At 64.5% G+C, this 19,947-nt stretch carries 20 protein-coding genes; 10 read left to right on the top strand and 10 right to left on the bottom strand.

The features are described 5' to 3' along the window. Positions 1 to 15 precede the first annotated feature (15 nt). Positions 16 to 330 carry a hypothetical protein gene (locus tag ACMHYJ_RS00815; protein WP_414244297.1) on the bottom strand — a complete coding sequence of 105 codons (315 nt, stop codon included), beginning with the start codon at positions 328 to 330 and terminating at the stop codon, positions 16 to 18. 55 nt (positions 331 to 385) lie between these two features. Here ACMHYJ_RS00815 and ACMHYJ_RS00820 point away from each other — a divergent pair, with 55 nt between their 5' ends. The 4 genes from ACMHYJ_RS00820 to ACMHYJ_RS00835 are packed head-to-tail and all read left to right on the top strand — an operon-like array spanning position 386 to position 4,658. After that, positions 386 to 1,438 (top strand): ABC transporter substrate-binding protein, encoded by a 1,053-nt coding sequence (locus ACMHYJ_RS00820; RefSeq protein ID WP_414244298.1) that lies wholly within the window; start codon positions 386 to 388, stop codon positions 1,436 to 1,438. Between the two features lie 28 nt (positions 1,439 to 1,466). Then, positions 1,467 to 2,594: an ABC transporter ATP-binding protein gene (locus tag ACMHYJ_RS00825; RefSeq protein ID WP_414244299.1), complete on the top strand. Its 1,128-nt coding sequence runs from the start codon at positions 1,467 to 1,469 to the stop codon at positions 2,592 to 2,594. Between the two features lie 4 nt (positions 2,595 to 2,598). After that, a complete protein-coding gene (locus tag ACMHYJ_RS00830) occupies positions 2,599 to 3,834 on the top strand; it encodes an ABC transporter permease (RefSeq protein ID WP_414244300.1) in 1,236 nt (411 codons plus the stop codon). 5 nt (positions 3,835 to 3,839) lie between these two features. After that, positions 3,840 to 4,658: an ABC transporter permease gene (locus ACMHYJ_RS00835; protein WP_414244301.1), complete on the top strand. Its 819-nt coding sequence runs from the start codon at positions 3,840 to 3,842 to the stop codon at positions 4,656 to 4,658. A 152-nt stretch (positions 4,659 to 4,810) separates the two neighbouring features. Here the strand turns inward: ACMHYJ_RS00835 and purU are convergent, their stop codons facing one another. Next, positions 4,811 to 5,689, bottom strand: coding sequence for a formyltetrahydrofolate deformylase (purU, locus tag ACMHYJ_RS00840; RefSeq protein ID WP_414244302.1), 879 nt, complete (start codon positions 5,687 to 5,689; stop codon positions 4,811 to 4,813). Positions 5,690 to 5,829: 140 nt separating this feature from the next. Between purU and ACMHYJ_RS00845 the strand changes: the two genes are divergently transcribed. The 5 genes from ACMHYJ_RS00845 to ACMHYJ_RS00865 all read left to right on the top strand — a co-directional run bounded on the left by ACMHYJ_RS00845 (position 5,830) and on the right by ACMHYJ_RS00865 (position 12,225). Then, positions 5,830 to 6,882 carry a GlxA family transcriptional regulator gene (locus ACMHYJ_RS00845; RefSeq protein ID WP_414244303.1) on the top strand — a complete coding sequence of 351 codons (1,053 nt, stop codon included), beginning with the start codon at positions 5,830 to 5,832 and terminating at the stop codon, positions 6,880 to 6,882. Positions 6,883 to 7,117: 235 nt separating this feature from the next. Continuing rightward, positions 7,118 to 8,365, top strand: coding sequence for a sarcosine oxidase subunit beta family protein (locus tag ACMHYJ_RS00850; RefSeq protein ID WP_414244304.1), 1,248 nt, complete (start codon positions 7,118 to 7,120; stop codon positions 8,363 to 8,365). Positions 8,366 to 8,376: 11 nt separating this feature from the next. Continuing rightward, the gene (locus ACMHYJ_RS00855; RefSeq protein ID WP_414244305.1) at positions 8,377 to 8,652 is read left to right on the top strand and encodes a sarcosine oxidase subunit delta; all 276 of its coding nucleotides are present in this window, start codon (positions 8,377 to 8,379) and stop codon (positions 8,650 to 8,652) included. Next, on the top strand, positions 8,649 to 11,648 hold the full coding sequence (locus ACMHYJ_RS00860) for a sarcosine oxidase subunit alpha family protein (RefSeq protein WP_414244306.1): 3,000 nt from the start codon (positions 8,649 to 8,651) through the stop codon (positions 11,646 to 11,648). Before ACMHYJ_RS00855 ends, ACMHYJ_RS00860 begins: the two co-directional genes overlap by 4 nt. Next, positions 11,638 to 12,225: a sarcosine oxidase subunit gamma gene (locus ACMHYJ_RS00865; RefSeq protein WP_414244307.1), complete on the top strand. Its 588-nt coding sequence runs from the start codon at positions 11,638 to 11,640 to the stop codon at positions 12,223 to 12,225. The genes ACMHYJ_RS00860 and ACMHYJ_RS00865 overlap by 11 nt, the downstream gene beginning before the upstream one ends. A gap of 48 nt (positions 12,226 to 12,273) precedes the next feature. Here the strand turns inward: ACMHYJ_RS00865 and ACMHYJ_RS00870 are convergent, their stop codons facing one another. The 8 genes from ACMHYJ_RS00870 to ACMHYJ_RS00905 all read right to left on the bottom strand — a co-directional run bounded on the left by ACMHYJ_RS00870 (position 12,274) and on the right by ACMHYJ_RS00905 (position 18,802). After that, the gene (locus ACMHYJ_RS00870; RefSeq protein WP_414244824.1) at positions 12,274 to 12,999 is read right to left on the bottom strand and encodes an anaerobic ribonucleoside-triphosphate reductase activating protein; all 726 of its coding nucleotides are present in this window, start codon (positions 12,997 to 12,999) and stop codon (positions 12,274 to 12,276) included. Positions 13,000 to 13,180: 181 nt separating this feature from the next. After that, positions 13,181 to 13,363, bottom strand: coding sequence for an anaerobic ribonucleoside-triphosphate reductase (gene nrdD, locus ACMHYJ_RS00875; protein WP_414244308.1), 183 nt, complete (start codon positions 13,361 to 13,363; stop codon positions 13,181 to 13,183). Beyond that, the gene (locus ACMHYJ_RS00880; protein ID WP_414244825.1) at positions 13,360 to 15,162 is read right to left on the bottom strand and encodes a ribonucleoside triphosphate reductase; all 1,803 of its coding nucleotides are present in this window, start codon (positions 15,160 to 15,162) and stop codon (positions 13,360 to 13,362) included. Before ACMHYJ_RS00880 ends, nrdD begins: the two co-directional genes overlap by 4 nt. A gap of 294 nt (positions 15,163 to 15,456) precedes the next feature. Next, positions 15,457 to 15,696 carry a DUF2249 domain-containing protein gene (locus ACMHYJ_RS00885; protein ID WP_414244826.1) on the bottom strand — a complete coding sequence of 80 codons (240 nt, stop codon included), beginning with the start codon at positions 15,694 to 15,696 and terminating at the stop codon, positions 15,457 to 15,459. A gap of 193 nt (positions 15,697 to 15,889) precedes the next feature. Then, positions 15,890 to 16,072, bottom strand: coding sequence for an oxidoreductase-like domain-containing protein (locus tag ACMHYJ_RS00890; protein ID WP_414244309.1), 183 nt, complete (start codon positions 16,070 to 16,072; stop codon positions 15,890 to 15,892). Between the two features lie 98 nt (positions 16,073 to 16,170). Then, positions 16,171 to 17,001: a class II glutamine amidotransferase gene (locus ACMHYJ_RS00895; protein ID WP_414244310.1), complete on the bottom strand. Its 831-nt coding sequence runs from the start codon at positions 16,999 to 17,001 to the stop codon at positions 16,171 to 16,173. Between the two features lie 140 nt (positions 17,002 to 17,141). Further along, complete coding sequence (locus ACMHYJ_RS00900) at positions 17,142 to 18,293, bottom strand: cytochrome P450 (RefSeq protein ID WP_414244311.1); 1,152 nt, start codon at positions 18,291 to 18,293, stop codon at positions 17,142 to 17,144. Between the two features lie 191 nt (positions 18,294 to 18,484). Then, positions 18,485 to 18,802, bottom strand: coding sequence for a DUF3579 domain-containing protein (locus ACMHYJ_RS00905; protein WP_414244312.1), 318 nt, complete (start codon positions 18,800 to 18,802; stop codon positions 18,485 to 18,487). Between the two features lie 131 nt (positions 18,803 to 18,933). On the opposite strand from ACMHYJ_RS00905, the gene argF reads away from it, so the two are divergent. Beyond that, positions 18,934 to 19,869 carry an ornithine carbamoyltransferase gene (gene argF, locus ACMHYJ_RS00910; protein ID WP_414244313.1) on the top strand — a complete coding sequence of 312 codons (936 nt, stop codon included), beginning with the start codon at positions 18,934 to 18,936 and terminating at the stop codon, positions 19,867 to 19,869. The last annotated feature ends 78 nt before the right edge of the window (positions 19,870 to 19,947 follow it).

Here is a 19,947-nt window from a genome sequence, read left to right on the forward strand (position 1 = left end):
GTCGCTCGCAGGTAATTAAAGGTCGTTTCTGACTATCGGGCACGCGGTGGATTGCGCCAGAATGAAAACCATAAAAGTAAATTCACTGCCGCCCTCGGAGACAAACATGCCTATCTTGAAAGCAATCGCTTGCCGCCCTGCCGCCTGACGGCCGGTCGCCAGTGCCCTGTTTGGCGCGTTCGGAATAGACGCGAGCGAACCAAGCAAACCGGGCACTGGGCCATCCGGTTCCGATCGGCCCGGATGCTGTTTCTCTGTATTCAATCCGTTGTGTTGCCAGTATCCCGCCCCGCCGTTGGCGGCCCGCGGGCCTGATGTGGCGTCGTCCACGGACATCCCCGTCTGGATGACGCGCTGTTTTCACTGACGTTCGGAGACTATGAAAATGAAAATCAAGTGGGTGGGTGGTGCGTTGGCCCTGTCGTTCACGGCCCTGACGGCTTTGGGCGCCGGCCCGGTGGCGGCCCAGGAAGATCTGGCCATCATGAGCTTTGGAGGGGCCTATCAGCAGGCCTGGAGAAAAGGCGTTTTCGAGCCCTATACGGCGGAAACCGGCATCAAGGTGGTCGAACAGGAATACGGCGGCGAAATCGCCAAGATCAAGGCGATGATCGAATCCGGCAACGTGACGCTCAATGCCGTCGATGTCGATGCGCCTACTTTGCTGCAGGGGTGCGACGAAGGCATCTTCGAGAAGATCAATTGGGATGAAATCGGCCCGCAGGACGACTGGATCGAGGGCACGACCTCCAAGTGCGGCGTCGGCACGATTGTGTATGCGACGATCCTGGCCTACGACGGCGCGGCGCTGAAAGACGGCCCGCAGACCATCCAGGATTTGTTCGATATCCAGAAATTCCCCGGCAAACGGGGGCTGTGGAAGAACCCCGCCACCAACCTGGAGTTCGCCTTGATGGCCGATGGGGTGGCGCCCGACCAGGTGTACAACGTGCTGGGCACGCCCGCCGGGGTGGATCGCGCTTTCGCCAAGCTGGACACCATCAAGCCGCATATCGTGTGGTGGGAAGCCGGCGCGCAGGCGCCCCAGTTGCTGGCCTCCGGCGAAGTCGCCATGACGACGGCCTGGAATGGGCGGATCGACAACGCCAACAAAGAGGGCAAGGATTTCAGAATCGTTTGGGACAGTGAAATCCTGGACTCCAACTTCTGGGTCATTCCCAAGGGGGCGAAAAATCAGGCGGGCGCGCTGCGCTTCATCCAGTACGCGATCGAGCCCCAGAACCTGGCCCGGGTGACCGAATACATTCCCTACGGCCCGGTGCGCAAATCGGCCGCCCGGTTCGTGCAGCGGGATGTGGCGCCGCGCCTGCCGACGAACCCGCGCAACATGACCGGCGCCCTGACGCTGGACAATGGCTTCTGGGCCGATCACGGGGATGAAATCCGCCGCCGTTTCACGACGTGGATTGCCCAATAACACGGTGGCCGCAGGGAGGCTGTTCAACATGGATTCCATCGCAAAAACCCCGTCCGCCGGATCGCCCGGCGCCCCGGACGATTTCCTGGTGCAGTTCCAGGACGTGAAGAAATCGTATGATGGCGCGAGCTTTGTGGTCTCCGGGCTGAACCTGGCGGTGCGCCGGGGCGAGTTCCTGACCATGCTGGGGCCTTCGGGCTCGGGCAAGACGACGACGCTGATGATGCTGGGCGGCTTCGAGCGCCCGACGCTCGGGCGCATCCTGCTGGATGGAAAACCTGTCGAACGGCTGCCCCCGGAGAAACGCAATATCGGCTTTGTCTTTCAGAATTACGCCTTGTTCCCGCACATGACGGTGGCGGAAAACGTCGCGTTTCCGCTGCGTTATCGGGGGATCAAGGGGGCCGATGCCGCCGCCAGGGTGCGCCGGGCGCTTGAGCGCGTCAACCTGGGCGCCTTCGGCGACCGGCGTCCCGTCCAGTTGTCCGGCGGCCAGCAGCAGCGCGTCGCCCTGGCGCGCGCTCTGGTGTTCGAGCCGTCCCTGGTGCTGATGGACGAACCCCTGGGGGCGTTGGACAAGCAGTTGCGCGAACACATGCAGATCGAAATCAAGCACCTTCAGGTCTCGTTGGGCATCACCATGGTGTATGTGACCCACGACCAGTCCGAGGCCCTGACGATGTCGGATCGTATCGCGGTGTTCCATGACGGGCGCATCCAGCAGTTGGCCGACCCGGAGACCCTGTATACGCGGCCGTCGAACCGTTTCGTCGCCTCGTTCATCGGAGAAAACAACACGCTGCCGTGCACGCTGGTGTCCCAGGCGGACGGCGAAACGGCTGTGCGCATGCCCGACGGGTCGGTGCTGAAAGGCATGCGGGAAGGCACCAACCGCCTGGCCGGAGATTTGACGCTGTCCATCCGGCCCGAAAGCCTGGTGCTCGCCGGCGACCGGCCCATGCGCCATGCCAATCATTTCACCGGCACGGCGCGAGATGCTTTTTTCCTGGGCGACCACCTGCGTTTGTCTGTCGAGGCCTTTGGCGGGCAGTTGCTGACGGCCCGGATTCCGGTGCGCGAGGCGCGCCGCTTCGCGCCGGGAGACACCGTGGCCCTGGCATGCCATGCGGCGGATTGCCGTTTACTGGAGGCCTGACATCATGACGACTACCGCGACTGCGCCCGGCGAGGTTCTGAAGGCGGTTCGGGCGGCCGAAAGGCCGGTGCGCCGCGCCGCCTTTTCGTTGGCCTTGCCGCTTGTGGCGTTTCTGGCCGTGGCGTTCATTGCGCCCATCTTCTATCTCTTGGCGACGTCGGTCGACAACCCGGAGGTGAGCCGGGTGTTGCCGCGCACGCTGGTCGCGCTGCAGGACTGGGACGGTGTGCCCACCCCGGACGAACCGGTCTACGCGGCGCTGGCGGCGGATCTCAAGGTGGCCCAGGAAAACAGCACGGCGGCCTTGCTGGGCAAGCGGCTGAATTATGAAATCCCCGGTATGCGTAGCCGCGTCCTGGCGGCGGCCCGTGTCGTCGAAAAGAAAACGGCCGGCCCGTACAAGGAGATTTTCCTGGGACTCAGCACCGATTGGGGGTTGCGGGATGTGTGGGCTGTCATCCAGCGCGACGGCTCGGCCTATACCCCGTATTACCTGCTGCGCGCGCTGGACTTGCAGCAAAACCCCGATGCTTCGGTCGGACGGGTGGCCGACGACCAGGCCGTCTTCGTTGATATTCTCGCCCGAACCTTCTACATCGCGGCCCTGGTGACGCTATTCACGCTGGTCCTGGGCTATCCCGTGGCCTATGTGCTGACCATCGCGCCCAAGACGATTGCCGCCATCATGATGCTGATGGTGCTGCTGCCCCTGTGGACGTCCCTGTTGGTGCGCACCACGGCCTGGGTGGTTTTGCTGCAGTCCAACGGCGTCATCAACGACTTGCTGCTGTCTCTGCATCTGGTTGCGGAACGCGTCCAGTTGATTTTCACCCGCGTGGGCACCGTGGCCGCCATGACGCATATCCAGCTGCCCTTTACCATTTTGCCTATTTATAGCGTGATGCGCTCGATTTCCCTGACCCAGCTGCGGGCGGCGCGTTCCTTGGGGGCGCCGCCCCTGTCGGCCTTCTGGCGTGTCTATGCCCCGCAGACCTTGCCCGGCGTAGTCGCCGGCTGCCTGATGACCTTTATCCTGTCCCTGGGCTACTACATTACGCCCGCGCTGGTGGGCGGGGCCCGCGACCAGATGGTGTCCAATTTCATTGCCGACTTCATCAACCGCGATCTCAACTGGGGTCTGGCATCCGGCTTGGGCGTGGTGCTGCTGGTGGTGACGCTGGCGATCTACCTGCTGTTTCTTCGTTTGGTCGGCGGTGCCGACAAGATCAAATTGGGGTAAGGCTTATGTGGCTGCCGTCTTATGCAACACCGCTAGAGCGCCTGCAGCGCACCGTGGTGGTGATTTTCGCCGTCGTGGTGCTGCTTTTTCTGATTGCGCCTATTTTCATCATCGTGCCGCTGTCGTTCTCGAAAGATCCTTTCTTCACCTTGCCGGTGCAGGAATATTCATTGCGCTGGTATGCGGATTTTTTCAGCAGCGCGCGCTGGATCACCGCCATCGTCAACAGCGCGATCACCGCCGTGCTGACGACTCTGTTGGCGACCACCCTGGGCACCCTGGCGGCGCTGGGTATTTCGCGCCCGGAATTTCCCGCGCGACGCCTGGTCATGGCCTTGCTGATTTCGCCCATGATCGTCCCGGTCGTCATCGTCGCCGTCGGCAGCTATCTGTTTTTCGGCCAGTTCGGGCTGACGAACACGCGCACCGGCCTGGTGCTGGCGCATACGGCCTTGGCGACGCCTTTTGTGGTGATTACCGTGACGGCCACGCTGTCCACCTACGATACCAATCTGACCCGGGCGGCGCTCAGTCTGGGGGCGCCGCCGCTGGCGACATTCTTTCGCGTGACCCTCCCCAGTATTTTCCCCGGCATGCTGTCGGGGGCCATTTTCGCCTTCGCAATTTCCTTCGACGAAGTCGTCGTGGCCTTGTTCATGACGGCCGCCGAGCAGCGAACCCTGCCGGTGCAGATGTTTTCCGGCATCCGGGATCAGATCAACCCGACGATCATGGCGGCCGCCACCCTGTTGCTGGGGTTGTCCATCCTGCTGTTCACCATTCTGACCCTGCTGGCGCGTCGGGCGGAAAAGGCGTCGGCTTAAAAAAACAGCTTCAGATTGATTCGTTCCGTTTGCAAGCGCCTTTTGTTGCGGCGGATTTGGCGGTTGCCTGCCCGAGCGGCGCGGCGGTGTTTGAAGACTGTCACGGGGGCCGCCCTGTCGGACGGGGCGGCCTCCGTGGCCGGCGCGGGACGCTACAGCACCACAGTGCGGTTGCCGTTGATGAATATCCGCCGTTCCAGGTAATGGCGCACGGCCCGCGCCAGGGCGCGGCATTCCAGGTTGCGGCCGGTGGCCAGTAGCTGGTCGGGGTTCTGGGTGTGATCCACGGCTTCCACGACCTGGTCGATGATGGGGCCTTCATCCAGGTCGTCGGTCACGAAGTGGGCGGTGGCCCCGATGACCTTCACCCCGCGTTCGTAGGCTTGGTGATAGGGCTTGGCCCCTTTGAATCCGGGCAGGAAAGAATGGTGGATATTGATGGCCCGGCCCGCCAGGGCCTTGCTGGTTTCGGGGCGCAGAATCTGCATGTAGCGGGCCAGAATCACGAGTTCCGTGCCGGTGGCGGCGGCCAGATCCAGAATGGCGGCTTCTTGTGCGGCGCGGTTTTCGTTGCTTACCGGCAGGTGGTGGAAGGGGATGCCGGCATTGTCGGCATGGCCGCGCAGGGAGGCATGGTTCGAGGCGATGGCGGTGACGTCCATGTTCAATTCGCCCATGCGGGTGCGAAACAGCAGATCCGCCAGACAGTGCTCCAGTTTGGACACCAGGATCAGCACTTTCGGGCGCTGTGTCAGGTCGTGAATCGCCCAGCGCATCGAGAACCGCCGCGCCAGCGCGGCAAAGTCGCGGTCGAGCGTGGCGCGGTCCAGCGCCTGCGGGCCTTCGGTGTGGAACACGCAGCGCACGAAGAATTGCTGGGTATTTTTTTCATCGAAGACGGTGAATTCGTCGATATAACCCTGGCGTTGATCCAGAAACGACACGATGGCGGCCACCTGACCGGCCTGGCTGGGGCAGGACACCGTCAGGCAAAAGGCCGTGGCGGTGCCGGGGGAGGGAAGATTTTGCATGGGGTCTCCGATTTTGTGCGGGCTCGTCGCGTTGCCGCAACGGGAAGAAATGTGTCCGTACTACACCACCGGTTTGGCCAACTGGCTAGAATGAAACCGTCATGCCATTGGAATCGAATCACACGCAAGGAACGCAAGCAATGACCAGCAAACCCGTGCGCTTTGGCTTTATCTTGCTGCCAAGCTTTACCCTGACCGCTTTTTCAGGCATGTTGGACGTCCTGCGCCTGGCCAGCGACGAAGGCGACCACAGCCGTCCCATGCGTTGCGCCTGGCAGGTCATCGACGAAACCCTGGCTCCGGTGCGTTCCAGCAGCGGCATCCAGGTCGTGCCGTCCGAGACCTTGGGCGATCCGGCCCGCTTCGATTATGTGGTGGTGGTGGGCGGCCTGCTGAAACGGCCCCCGGTCAACGCCCAGGTGCTGGATTTCATCCGCGAGGCGGCGGACAAGAACGTGCATTTGGTGGGCTTGTGCACGGGGGTCTTTACCCTGATGCTGGCCGGAGTGCTTGAACAACACCGGATTTGTATCAGTTGGTTCCACTACTGGGATTTTCTCGAACGCTTTCCCGGCGTCGATCCGGCCCAGGTGGTGGCCGACCGGCTGTATGTGTTCGACCGGCGGCGCATTACCTGCTCCGGGGGGCGGGCGTCGATCGACGTGGCGGCGGAAATCCTGCGGCGGCACATCGACCAGTCCATCGTGCAGAAGGCGCTGCGCATTTTGCAGGTGGACAATGCCGGCCGGGCCAGCGCCGCCCAGCCCCTGCCGCCGGGGGTGCAGCCCACCACCCACCCCGTGGTGCGCCGCGCCGTCCTGCTGATGGAACAGCACGTCGGGCATGCCTTGACGCTGGATGAACTGGCCGGCCGGCTGGGGGTGTCCGTGCGCCACCTGGAACGCCTGTTCAAGCAGGCCACCGGCCAAAGCCCGCAGGCCTATGCCCGGGGCATGCGCCTGCGCCTGGCGGCCTGGATGTTGACGCACACCAAAAAGACGATTGCCGCCATTGCGTCGGACTGCGGGTTTTCCGACGCGTCCCATCTGGGGCGCGAATTCCGCGCGTCTTTTCACCTGCCGCCCAGCGTCTGGCGCGACCGGGCCCAACTGCCCGACGCGCTGCTGGCCGCGCCCGACCCGATGGCGGATTATGTCAGCGAGGTCTTTCCGGGCCGCCGCGATTTTTTCTGAATTTTCCAAGCGCGGATCGCCGCCGCGCCACCGCCGGGCGGTTCAAGCGGAGGTGCTGGGTGTTTTTTACACGCGTCTTGCAACGCCGATTGCGGGCACGGCCGACGGGGTCGGGCGGGGCGGTGCCAGATTCTTCCATTGCTAAGGCGGAATTGTTCTAGCGGTCAGTCCCCGGATTTGATGTACTGGCACCATGTCGCCCAAACGGGCGCGCCATTAGACCAGTGGGGAGACCATGAGCAATCGCTACTCGATCTTCAGCCTGATCCGCAACGGGCTGAGTCATAACGAACATTGGGGGCGGGCCTGGCACAGCCCGGAACCCAAGCGGGAATACGATGTCGTCATCGTGGGGGCCGGCGGCCACGGCCTGGCCACTGCGTACTACCTGGCCAAGGTTCACGGGGTGCGCAATGTGGCCGTGCTGGAAAAAGGCTGGCTGGGGGGCGGCAACACCGCCCGCAACACCACCATCGTGCGCTCCAACTACCTGTGGGACGAATCCGCCCAGCTGTATGAAAAAGCCATGCAGCTGTGGGAAGGCCTGTCGCAGGATCTGAACTACAACGTCATGTTCAGCCAGCGCGGCGTGATGAATCTGGCCCACAACCTGCAGGAAGTCCGCGACACCCAGCGGCGCATCAACGCCAACCGCTACAACGGGGTGGACGGCGAATGGATCACGCCGGCGCAGGTCAAGGAAATCGTGCCCAACATCAATCTGAACAGCCGCTACCCCGTGCTGGGGGGCTCGTTCCAGCGGCGCGGCGGGGTGGCGCGCCACGACGCCGTGGCCTGGGGCTTTGCGCGCGCCGCCGACCGCCTGGGGGTGCACATCATCCAGAACTGCCCGGTCACCAATATCCGCAAAAAGGATGGAGTCATCGAAGGCGTGGACACTGGCAAGGGCTTCATCAAGGCCAAGAAGGTCGCGGTGGTGGTGGCGGGGCATTCCAGCGTGCTGGCCGATATGGCGGGCATCCGTTTGCCCATCGAGAGCCATCCTTTGCAAGCCCTGGTCTCCGAGCCGGTCAAGCCCTGCATCCACACCGTCATCATGTCCAATGCCGTGCACGCCTATATCAGCCAGTCGGACAAGGGCGATCTGGTGATCGGCGCCGGGATCGACCAGTACCTGGGCTATGGCCAGCGGGGCAGCTTCCACAGTATTGAGCACACGCTGCAGGCCATCGTCGAGATGTTCCCGTCACTCAGCCGGGTGCGCATGAACCGCCAGTGGGGGGGGATCGTGGATGTCTCGCCGGATGCCTGCCCCATCATCAGCAAGACCGACATCAAGGGGCTGTACTTCAACTGCGGCTGGGGCACGGGGGGCTTCAAGGCCACGCCGGGCTCGGGCTGGGTCTTCGCCCATACCGTGGCCAACGACGAACCGCATCCTTTGAACAAGGCGTTTTCCATCGACCGCTTCTACAGCGGCCACCTGATCGACGAGCACGGCGCGGCTGCCGTCGCCCACTGAGGAGCCCCATCATGTTGCAGATCAAATGTCCCTGGTGCGGGAACCGGGCCGAGTCGGAATTCAGCTACGGCGGCGAAGCCGGCATTGTCCGGCCCCTGGACAGCACCGACCTGGACGACCGCCAGTGGGGCGACTATGTCTTCATGCGCCGCAATACGTGCGGGCCGTTCCGCGAGCAATGGGTGCATGCCCACGGCTGCCGCCGCTGGTTTATTGCGACGCGCGATACGCGCACCTACGACATCCAGGATTACGAAACCTTCGACCAGAACCAGGAGGCATCATGAGTCAGAACAGTCGTCTGCCGCAAGGGGGCCGGGTGGATCGTGGCGCGCCATTGAATTTCACCTTCAATGGCAAGGCCTATACCGGTTTTCGCGGGGATACGCTGGCCTCGGCCCTGTTGGCCAACGGGGTGCATTTCGTGGCCCGCAGCTTCAAATACCACCGGCCGCGCGGCATCCTGACCGCCGGGGTCGAAGAACCCAATGCCCTGGTGCAGCTGGAAAGCGGTCTGTATACCATTCCCAATGCGCGCGCCACCGAGGTCGAACTGTACGACGGCCTGAAGGCGGTCAGCGTCAATGCCAAGCCGGACATCGAACGCGACCGCATGGCCATCATGCAGCGCTTTGCGCGCTTCATCCCGGCGGGGTTCTATTACAAGACCTTCATGTGGCCCCGCAGTTGGTGGGGCAAGTACGAAGAACGCATCCGCGATGCGGCCGGCCTGGGCACGGTGCCCGAATCCGCCGACCCCGACCGCTACGAAAAGCGCTACGCCCATTGCGACGTGCTGGTGGTGGGCGCGGGGCCGGCCGGCCTGGCGGCCGCCTGCGCGGCCGGCCGCACGGGGGCGCGGGTCATCCTGGTGGATGATGGCGCCGAGCCGGGCGGCAGCCTGCTGCGCCTGCCGGAGGAAATCGACGGCCAGCCGGCCAGCCGCTGGGTGGCCGAACGGCTGGCCGAGCTGGGCCGCCTGCCGGAGGTGCAGGTGCTGTCGCGCACCACCGCCTTCGGCTATCAAGATCACAACCTGGTCACCGCCTGCGAACGCCTGCACGACCACTTGCCCATTGCCAGCCGCCGGGGCGTGCGCGAGCGCGTCTGGAAGATTCGCGCCCGCCAGGTGGTGCTGGCGACGGGGGCTCACGAGCGCCCCCTGGTGTTCGGCAACAATGACGTGCCCGGGGTGATGCTGGCGGGCGCGGTGTCCACCTACATCCATCGTTTCGGCGTGCTGCCGGGCCGCCGGGCCGTGGTGTTCACCAACAATGACAGCGCCTACCAATGCGCCATCGACCTGAAGCGCCATGGGGCGCATGTCACCGTGGTGGATCCCCGGGTCGTGAGCGACGGCGACCTGGCCAAAGAAGCCGCCGGGATGGGTATCGACGTGCTGCATCAGGCCGTCGTTTCCCAGGCGCTGGGCGGCAAGCACGTCACGGGGGTGCGCTTGCAGGGGCATGGCGCGGCCTTGAAAAACGGGGCCGATACCTTGCCGTGCGATCTGCTGGCGATGTCGGGCGGCTGGAACCCGGTGGTTCACCTGTATGCGCAGTCGCGTGGCCGGCCCCGCTGGTGCGACCAGCGCGTCTGCTTCGTGCCGGGCGATCCCGCCCAGCCGCAAAGCAGCGCCGGGGCGGCCAATGGCGATTTCAGCCTGCAGCAGGCGCTCGATGGCGGGGTGCGGGCGGGTCTGGCGGCGGCCCAAGGGGCCTTGGACGCCCAGGCTGTCGAGGCGCCGGCCTGGCGAGCGCGGGCCGTGCGCGAGGCGCCGCTGCTGCCGTTGTGGTCCGTGGGCAAGGGGGCGCAGATTGCGCGAGGGCCGAAGCAGTTCATCGACTACCAGAACGATGTCTCCGTGTCCGACATCCACCTGGCGGTGCGCGAGGGCTATCATTCGATCGAACACGTCAAGCGCTATACCGCCATGGGCTTTGGCACGGATCAGGGCAAGCTGGGCAACATCAATGGCATGGCCGTGGTGGCCGAGGCGCTCAAGCAAAGCATTCCCGAGACCGGCACCACCACGTTCCGTCCCAACTACACGCCGGTCAGCTTCGGCGCCGTCGCCGGGCGCGAACTGGGGGATTATTTCGACCCCATCCGCAAGACTTGCCTGTATGACTGGAACCGCGAACAAGGCGCGATCTTCGAGGACGTGGGCAACTGGAAGCGGGCGCACTACTACCCCAAACCGGGCGAGGACATGCACGCGGCGGTGCGCCGCGAGTGTCTGGCCGTGCGCAACGCGGCGGGCATCCTGGACTACAGCACGCTGGGCAAGATCGACGTGCGCGGCCCGGACGCGGCCGAATTCCTGAACCGCATGTATATCAATTCCTGGACCAAGCTGCAGCCGGGGCGCTGCCGCTACGGTCTGCTGCTGGACGAGAACGGCATGGTCATGGACGACGGCGTCAGCATCCGCCTGGCCGAAGACCACTTCATCCTGACCACCACCACGGGCGGCGCCGCCAAGGTGATGAGCTGGATGGAGCGCTGGCTGCAGACGGAATGGCCCGACCTGCGCGTCTACCTGACGTCGATCACGGATCATTATTCCGTGGCCACCGTGGCCGGGCCGCATGCGCGCAAGATCCTGAGCGCGGTGTGCCGGGACATTGATTTCGGCAATGACGCCTTCCCCTTCATGAGCTTCAAGGAAGGCACGATCGACGGGGTGTTCGCCCGGGTGCTGCGGGTCAGTTTTTCGGGTGAGCTGTCCTACGAAATCTACACGCCGGCCAATCATGGCCGTCATGTGGTCGAACGCCTGATGCAGGCGGGCCAGCCCTACGGGATCACCCCCTACGGGACGGAAACCATGCACGTCCTGCGCGGCGAAAAAGGCTACATCATCGTGGGCCAGGAGACAGATGGCTCGGTCTCGCCGGTCGATCTGGGCATGGGCGGCATGGTGGCCAAGACCAAGGATTGTCTGGGCAAGCGCTCGTTGATGCGCAGCCACACGCAGGGGGCGGGCCGCAAGCAGCTGGTGGGCCTGCTGCCGGTCGACCCGACCTGCGTCCTGCCCGAAGGCGGGCAGATCCTGCAGGGGCCGACCCAGGCGAAGATCGCCCCCATGTTCGGCCATGTCACCTCCAGCTACATGAGCCCGATCCTGGGCCGCTCGATCGCCATGGCATTGCTGGTCGATGGCCAGTCCCGCATGGGAGAGGAAATCACCGTGGCCACGGCCGATGGCCAGTTCATGCCGGCGCGTGTCAGCAGCCCGGTGTTCTACGACCCCGAAGGAGCCCGTCAACATGTTGAGTGAAATCGAAACCCCCTTGGTGAGCCTGCAAAATGGCGACGGCCAGCCTTTGTCCCGCGGTTCGCTGGACACGGCGCAGTTGTCCGAATTGCCCGGCGTGCCCTTGATCAACCTGCGCCTCGACCCCGCCGACGCGGCCTTGTCGGCGGCCGTGCGGCAGGCCATCGGGGTGGATCTGCCCGTGGCCCCCAATACGGTGGCGCAGGCCGGCGACCGGCTGGCCCTGTGGCTGGCCCCCGACGAATGGCTGCTGCGCTGCGTGGGGGACGACCCGGCGGGCCTGGTGGCGGACATCGGCCGGGCGGCCGGCGCGGGCTGGTTCGCCGTCACGGACCAGACCAGCGGGTATTCCGTCATGCACCTGCACGGGCCGCAGGCCAGCGCGGTGCTGAATGCCGGCTGCCCGCTGGATCTGCATCCCCGCGTGCTCAGACTGGGCCAGTGCGCCCAGACCCATTTTTTCAGAACCAGCATCCTGCTGCGGCCCCTGGCCGATGATGGGCAAGCCTGGGAACTGATCGTGCGGCGCAGTTTCGCCGATTACGCGGCGCGCCTGCTGTTGGATGCGATGGGACTGTAGGTGGCGCGGGCGGTTCCGGTGTGGTTTGCCGGGCCGCCCGCAGTGCGTTCAGGGCCGCCGGATCGCAAAGCGCGGAAACAGCGCGGCCAAAGCGGTTTCGATGGCCGGGCCGGGCCAGTGCGCCAGGCTCTGGCCCTGGGCATTCAGCGCATCGTCCGCGCAGCCCTGGGGCCGAAAAATTTGTACGGCATAGTGCTGGACGCCCAGGTCGGCCAGCGTCCGTCCCAGGGCCAGCAGGCCCTGGGCGTCGATCAGGCTGGGATGCGCCGTGGTGCGGCATTCGAAGTCCACGCCGCTGTCCAGCACCGCCTGCAGGCTGGCGCGGGCCGGGATGCCGCTGCCGGCCACTTGCGTGACCTGTTCGTATTGCGCAAAGCCGGCCTTGACATCCAGCCCCACCCAATCCACCAGCGGCAGCACCCGGGCCAGGCGGCGCGGGTGGGTGCCGCCGGTGTGCAGCCCGATCCGGTAGCCCAGCGCGCGCGCCTGCCGGATGGCGGCGTCCAGGCCGGGATCCATGGTAGGTTCGCCGCCGCTGAAAACCACGGCGTCGATCAGCCCGACCCGGCGTTGCAACAGGCCCATGACCTCGGGCCACGGCACAGGGCTGTCGGCGGTGCGCGGCTGCAGATGCGGGTTGTGGCAGTAGCCGCAGCGCCAGGGGCAGCCCTGGACGAACACCACGGCGGCCAGCAGGCCGGGGTAGTCCGTGGCGGTGAACGGCACCAGGCCGCCGACCTTCAGGCGCCCGCCGCCGTGGGCGCCGGGGCGGATGCGCCGGGGTGTGGCGCGAGGGACGGCTGAGGCGTCCGCGTCAGGTCGGAGGAGTGCGTCAGGCCGAGCGTCCGCATCAGACTGGGCGTCCGCGTCAGGCCGAGCGGACGCGACAGGCCAGGCAGGCGCGTCAGGCCGGGCGGGTGTGGCTGTCGGGGTGGCGCGCATCTGCCGTCCGCCTTTATGCGGGGCGGGCGGCGGGGGCCTGCCCGGCGCGGCGTTCGACGAAGAAGCGGCGTTCGTGGAATTCGCCTTTCTTGCCGATGTTGAAGGACGACACCGGGCGGTGGTAGCCCATGACGCGCGTCCAGATTTCGCACGGCTGGCGTTCGGCGTTGTCCAAGGGGATGTGGGTGGGGTTCATGGAGTGCTCCTGAAGGATGAAAGGGCATCGCCACCGGATGCGGCGGTGCGGGGGTTGCTGTCCGCTTGCGCTTGGCGCTGTTTTTCCTGGATCAGCGCGTCGTCGCAGTGCGGGCAGAAATCGTGCCGGCCCGGCAGGTAGCCGTGCTTGGGGCAGATGGAAAACGTGGGGGTGATGGTGATGTACGGCAGCCTGAAGCGGCCCAGGGTGCGGCGCACCAGGCTGCGGCAGGCCTCGGCGGAGGACAGCGGTTCGGTCATGTACAGGTGCAGAACCGTTCCCCCGGTGTATTTGCGCTGCAGTTCGTCCTGGCGTTCCAGGGCCTCGAAGGGGTCGTCGGTAAAGCCCACCGGCAGCTGGGATGAATTGGTGTAATACGGCATGTCGGCGGTGCCGGCCTGCAGGATATCGGGCCAGCGGGCGCGGTCTTCTTTGGCGAAGCGGTAGGTGGTGCCTTCGGCCGGGGTGGCTTCCAGGTTGTACAGATGCCCGGTGGTTTCCTGGTACTGCACCATGCGGGCGCGCACGTGATCCAGCAGGCGCACGGCGAAAGCATGCCCCCAGGCGCTGGTGATGTCGTGCGCGTCCGTCGTGAAATTGCGGATCATTTCGTTGACGCCATTGACGCCCAGCGTGGAAAAATGATTGCGCAGCGTGCCCAGGTAGCGCCGGGTATAGGGGAACAGGCCCTGATCCATGTGCTGCTGGATGACGCGGCGCTTGATTTCCAGGCTGTCGCGGCCCAGATCCAGCAGGGTGTCCAGGCGGGCCAGCAGGGCGGCTTCGTCGCCCCGGTGCAGATGGCCCAGCCGGGCGCAGTTGATGGTGACCACCCCCAGCGAGCCGGTTTGTTCGGCCGAGCCGAACAGCCCGTTGCCGCGCTTCAGCAGTTCGCGCAGATCCAGCTGCAGGCGGCAGCACATGGAGCGGATCATATTAGGCTTGAGTTCGGAATTGATGAAATTCTGGAAATAAGGCAGCCCGTATTTCGCGGTCATCTCGAACAGGCGCTGCGCGTTGGGGCTGTCCCAGTCGAAATCCGGCGTGATGTTGTAGGTGGGGATGGGAAAGGTAAAGGCCCGGCCCCGGGCGTCGCCCGTCATCATGACTTCGATGTAGGCTTGGTTGATCAGGTCCATTTCGGCCTGCAGTTCGCCGTAGGTGAAATCGGTTTCACGCCCGGCGATCACTGGCGTCTGGCCGCGCAGGTCTTCGGGGCAGACCCAGTCGAAGGTCAGGTTGGTGAAGGGGGTTTGCGTGCCCCAGCGCGACGGCACGTTCAGGTTGAAGATCAGTTCCTGCATGCACTGGCGCACGGCGGCGTAGTCCATGCCGTCCTGGCGGATGAAGGGCGCCATGTAGGTATCGAAGGAGCTGAAGGCCTGGGCCCCGGCCCATTCGTTTTGCAGGGTGCCCAGGAAATTGACGATCTGGCCCACGGCGCTGGACATATGTTTGGGGGGAGCGGATTCGACCTTGCCGGGCACGCCGTTCAGCCCTTCGGCCAGCAGGGTGCGCAGCGACCAGCCCGCGCAATAGCCCGACAGCATGTCCAGGTCGTGGATGTGCAGGTCGCCCTGGCGGTGCGCCTGGCCGATGGCTTCCGGGTAGACGTGACTGAGCCAGTAATTGGCGATCATCTTGCCCGACGTGTTGAGGATCAGGCCGCCCAGCGAATAGCCCTGGTTGGCGTTGGCGTTGACGCGCCAGTCTTGCTGCTGCAGGTATTCGTCGATGGAGCGGATCACATCGACCTGGGGCACGGGGCGCGCCGTGGCGTCTGGCGCCGGGGTGTTCATCGTTAGCGTATCCACTTATTAATCCTATATATTGTGTTTTTTTGAATAGTAAACACAATATATAGTGTTATCAAGGGAAACTCAGGAATTCTTCAATAGGCTTGATGTGGGTTAAGAAGCGGGGCGGATGCCATCGTGATGCCGCGATGCCGGGGGTGGATGCTGGTGGCGTCGCGTGCGCGCGGGTTTGATGCCGTCCCGCAGGGCTCTGGCGTCGTTGCCCGGGATTGGAGCGAAATTGGCACGAAAAAGCCGCCCGGTGCGGGCGGCCTTATGGGCATCGGGCGGGGTGGTTCAGGGCACGATGTGGAAGTCGATGACGATTTCGCCCGGGTTGCGCGCCAGGTATTCGAATTCGATGTTTTCGCCGAAGTGGTTTTTCAGCTGCTGCAGCAGGGGCAGGGGGTCGTGATCGTTGCAAAAGCGCATGGTTTCGCCGGGCTGCAGGGCCGACAACGCACCGAAGATGGCCGCATGGCGAAAGCGCTTGGCGATGCCGCGGGCATCCAGGGGATAGGTGTTTTCGGCGAACATGGGGATAGCGTCAGAGGCCACGGTGCGTGATTCCTGAAAAGATGAATTGGAAACTCCGATTATAAGAATCCGGCCCGCCCGGCGGGGGGGTAGCCCTATGGGCAGCAAGGACTAAGCGGTGTAATGCGGCGTAGAGTGGCGCGGCGTGACGTGGCGTCGCGTGGCGTAGAGATGCGCGGCGTAGCGTGGGTTTTCAGGCGTCGGCCTGATCCGGGTGGCGTTGTTCCCAGTCTTTGATGGCTTCCCGCCAGGCGCGTTTTTCTTCGGCGTAGGTGTCGTAGACGCATGGGGTGCAGCCATTGCCGCAGCATTCGTTCAGGTCGGGCTCGATGGGTTCGACGGGACGCGGATCGTCCGAGGGGGTGGGGGTGTTCATGGTGAAAGCGTCGGTCGGTTTTCAGGAAACCGCCAGGGGATGCCGGCCCGTGCGCGGTGCTTGGCGGGGGCGGGGCGGCATGCGGCACTGGCGCATGGTCAGACGCAGCTGAGATTGGCCTGGTTGCTGCGTTGGATGGCTTCGGGGATGTCGATGCGCACGCTGGATTGCGCCCGCCCGTCGATGAACATCATCAGTTCGCCGGTGCGAAACGGAATCCAGGTTTCGTTGTCGGTCAGCGGCTTGGTCGTGATCACCGACACGCAATCGCCCTGTTTCGCGTAGTGCGAAAAATCCAGCGTGACGTCGGTGTCCACCAGGTGCGCCACCTGGAACGGCCAGGCACGGGTGATGTAGGACAGGCTGGTCGAGCAATGCGCCAGCATGCAGCGGCCGTTGGCCAGCAGGAAGTTGAATACCCCGTATCGGGTCAGTTCGGCCGTCATTTCGGCCACGGCGGAAAACAAATCCTGGTCGTCGGGCTCGGCGCGGCCGAAGCGGCGGCGCAGGCCTTCCATCATGTAGCAGAAGGCGTGTTCGCTGTCGGTCTGCCCGATGGGCAGGAAGTCGCCCGCCAGGGCGGGGGAAAAAGACTTCAAATCCCCATTGTGGGCGAACAGCCAGTGGCGGCCCCAGAGCTCGCGCACGAAGGGGTGGCTGTTTTCGAGTTCCACCGCGCCCTGGGTGGCCTTGCGGATGTGGGCGATGACGTTGCGCGACTTGATGGGATAGCGCTTGATCAGGTCGGCCACCGGGGATTGGCAGCTGGGTGCGTTGTCCAGGAAGCAGCGCGCGCCCCGGCCTTCGTAGAAGGCGATGCCGAAGCCGTCGGCGTGGTGGTCGGTGCCGCCCCCGCGGGCGGCAAAGCCGGTAAAGGAAAACGTGATGTCCGTCGGCGTGGCGCAATTCATGCCCAGCAGCTGACACATGGCAGGCCCTTGCAAGAAAGCCCGGGACGATGCGCCCCGGTTGGTTCAAGCTTGAATTGTAACGCGCTTATACGCAATCCGCGCCGTTAACCCCATGACGAATGGTGATCTGCCGGTTTCTTGTGCCCGGGCTGCAACATTCAGTGCCGCAGCATCAGGATGGCCTGCCGGTATCCGCTGGCGGGGTAGATGGCGGGCATGGGCGGGTGTTCGTCGCTGGGCCGCAAGGCCTGGGTGCCAGCCAGCAAAGCCTGAACCATGGCCTCGATTTCCAGCCGCGCCAGGGGGGCGCCCGGACAGGCGTGGATGCCGGCCCCGTACAGCAGGTTCAGGCCGGGGTCGCGATCCAGGCGGAATTCGTCCGGGTCGCCAAAGACGGCCTCGTCGCGGTTGGCCGCCGCCCAGATCAGCGTCAGGCGTTCACCCGGCTGGATTTGGACACCGCCCACCCGCACCGGACAGGTGGGGGTGCGCCGGTTGGCGATCAGCGGGGCGTGGATGCGCAGGATCTCGTCGTTGGCCGCCCGCACCAGCGCGGGCTGGCGACGCAGCTGGTCTTGCAGATCGGGGTGAACGGCCAGGTAATACGCGATGATGCCGATGCTGGAGGCCATGGTGCCCAGTTCGCCGACCGTCCAGTTGCGCAAAATACTGACGATTTCGTCTTCGGTCAGCGGGTGGCCGTTGACGGTGTCGCGCATCAGGCTGGTGGTGATGTCGTCCGGGGCCTGGTCGCCCGCCCGGCGGCGGGCTTTCAGCAGGTCGCGGATGGTCTGGTCGAATTCGGTGGCCACGGCGGCGATGGCATGGCTGTCGCCCGACAGGGTGGCCACGTTTTTCTTGTGTATCCACTGCAGCAGGGGTTCGTGCAGGCTGTCGGGCCAGCCCAAAAACGCGCACTGCATGCGCAGGGCGAAGGGGTGCGCCAGGCCAAACATGATTTCGACGCTGCTGTTGCGCGGCAGGGCGGCCACCAGTTCGTCGCAGATGCGCCGGCAAGTGGGTTCGAAGGCCGCCATGCGCTCGGGGCCGAAGTACGGTTCGATCAGGGCGCGGTAGGCCGTGTGTTCGGGCGGATCCATGCTGTTGGGCACGGACACGAAGCGCGAGGCCTGGCTGCTGAAGGTGTCGTGATCCTGGATGATGCGCACCACGTCGGCGTGGCGAAAAATGGAATGGTGCAGGTAGTCGCTGTGCGCCACCGGGCAGCGTTGGCGCATGCGGTCGTAGGCGGCGATCGGGTCGGCAAGGACGTCGGGCGCGCGCGGATCCCAGTCTTGGTGTGTGGTCATGCTGTCCTCGGGGAGAATCAGTGGGCCTTGGACAAGGCGTTCATGACTGTATCATGGGGTTTACCCTAAAAAGCGTAAAGCCCATAGATATCAAATATTTATTGCTTGAACTATTAATCTGAAGCAAAAAAACGGGCGATTGTCATGTCTCCGCCGGATTGTCATGTCGCCGCCGTTTTACGTCGCGCTGTTCAGGCCGGTATGTCCAGGGCTTCCGGCGGGGCGCTGGTGTCGGTGGTCAGCAAGTGGTTGCTGTCGGCGAAGTCGCAGGCGAATTTCCAGGCCAGGGGTTCCAGCTGCCGCAGGCGGTGGTCGATGACCACGCAGGGGACGCCGTCCATGCGGCGCGGCATGGCGTAGGGCGAGTACGACAGCGGGTTGTGCAATGATCCGGCGGGCCGAAACTGGGAAAGCACGCCGGCCAGACGCTCGGCCCAGTCGCTGGGGCGGAATCGCTGGCCATCCAGGGTTTTGCCGTGGATGATCAAGTGCTGGACAGGGTGGGTCATGTGGGTTCCAAAGACGGGGCACGCCTGGAAAACAGGCGCGCAACATCCCCTACGCCGCGCATTGTATCCGATCGGCGTTTTGCGCGTCCCGCCCGCGCACGGTAATATGGTCGTTTTACAGAGGGTGTCCCATGTCAGCAGCCAATCCCACCGGGCCTTTGCGGCATTTTTTGCAGTTGCGCGATTTCTCTGAGGACGAGATCCACTATGTCATCGACCGCGCCCGGCTGATCAAGGACAAATTCAAGCGCTACCAGCCGCACCACACGCTGCACGACCGCAATCTGGCCATGGTGTTCGAAAAGGCCAGCACCCGCACCCGGGTGTCGTTCGAGGCCGGGATGTACCAGCTGGGCGGCTCGGTCATCTACCTGACGACCGAAGGCTCGCAGCTGGGCCGCGCCGAACCCATCGAGGACACGGCGCGGGTCATCTCCCGCATGGTCGACTTGGTGATGATCCGTACCTTCGAGCAAACCCGCATCGAGCGCTTCGCGGCGCATTCGCGCGTGCCCGTCATCAATGGCCTGACCAACGAATACCATCCCTGCCAGATCCTGGCCGATATCCTCACGTTCGTCGAGCACCGGGGGCCGATCCGGGGCAAGACCGTCGCCTGGATCGGGGATGCGAATAACATGTCGTATACCTGGCTGCAGGCGGCCGAGCTGCTGGGTTTCACCCTGCATGTGTCGGCTCCGGCGGGCTATCGCCTGGATCCGGTTCGGGTGGGACAGCAGCCCGACACGGTGCTGCGCCAGTTCGACGACCCCCTGGAAGCCTGCCGCGGGGCCGATCTGGTCACCACCGATGTCTGGACCAGCATGGGCTACGAATCCGAAAACGAAACCCGCCGCCTGGCGTTTGCCGATTGGTGCGTGGATGCCCAGATGATGGCGGCCGCTCGGCCGGATGCGGTGTTCATGCACTGCCTGCCCGCGCATCGGGGCGAGGAAGTCGCCGGCGACGTCATCGACGGCCCGCAAAGCGTGGTCTGGGACGAGGCCGAAAACCGTCTGCATGTGCAAAAAGCCCTGATGGAATTTTTGCTGCTGGGCCGGCAATAAAAGCCGGGGTCGGCACCCTTTGTGCGTTGCCCACGCAAAAAAGCGCCCGAAGGCGCTTTTTTGTTACCAGGCAAGCGG

Source organism: Castellaniella hirudinis (assembly GCF_047468865.1).
GTDB classification, from domain to species: Bacteria; Pseudomonadota; Gammaproteobacteria; order Burkholderiales; family Burkholderiaceae_B; genus Castellaniella; species Castellaniella hirudinis_A.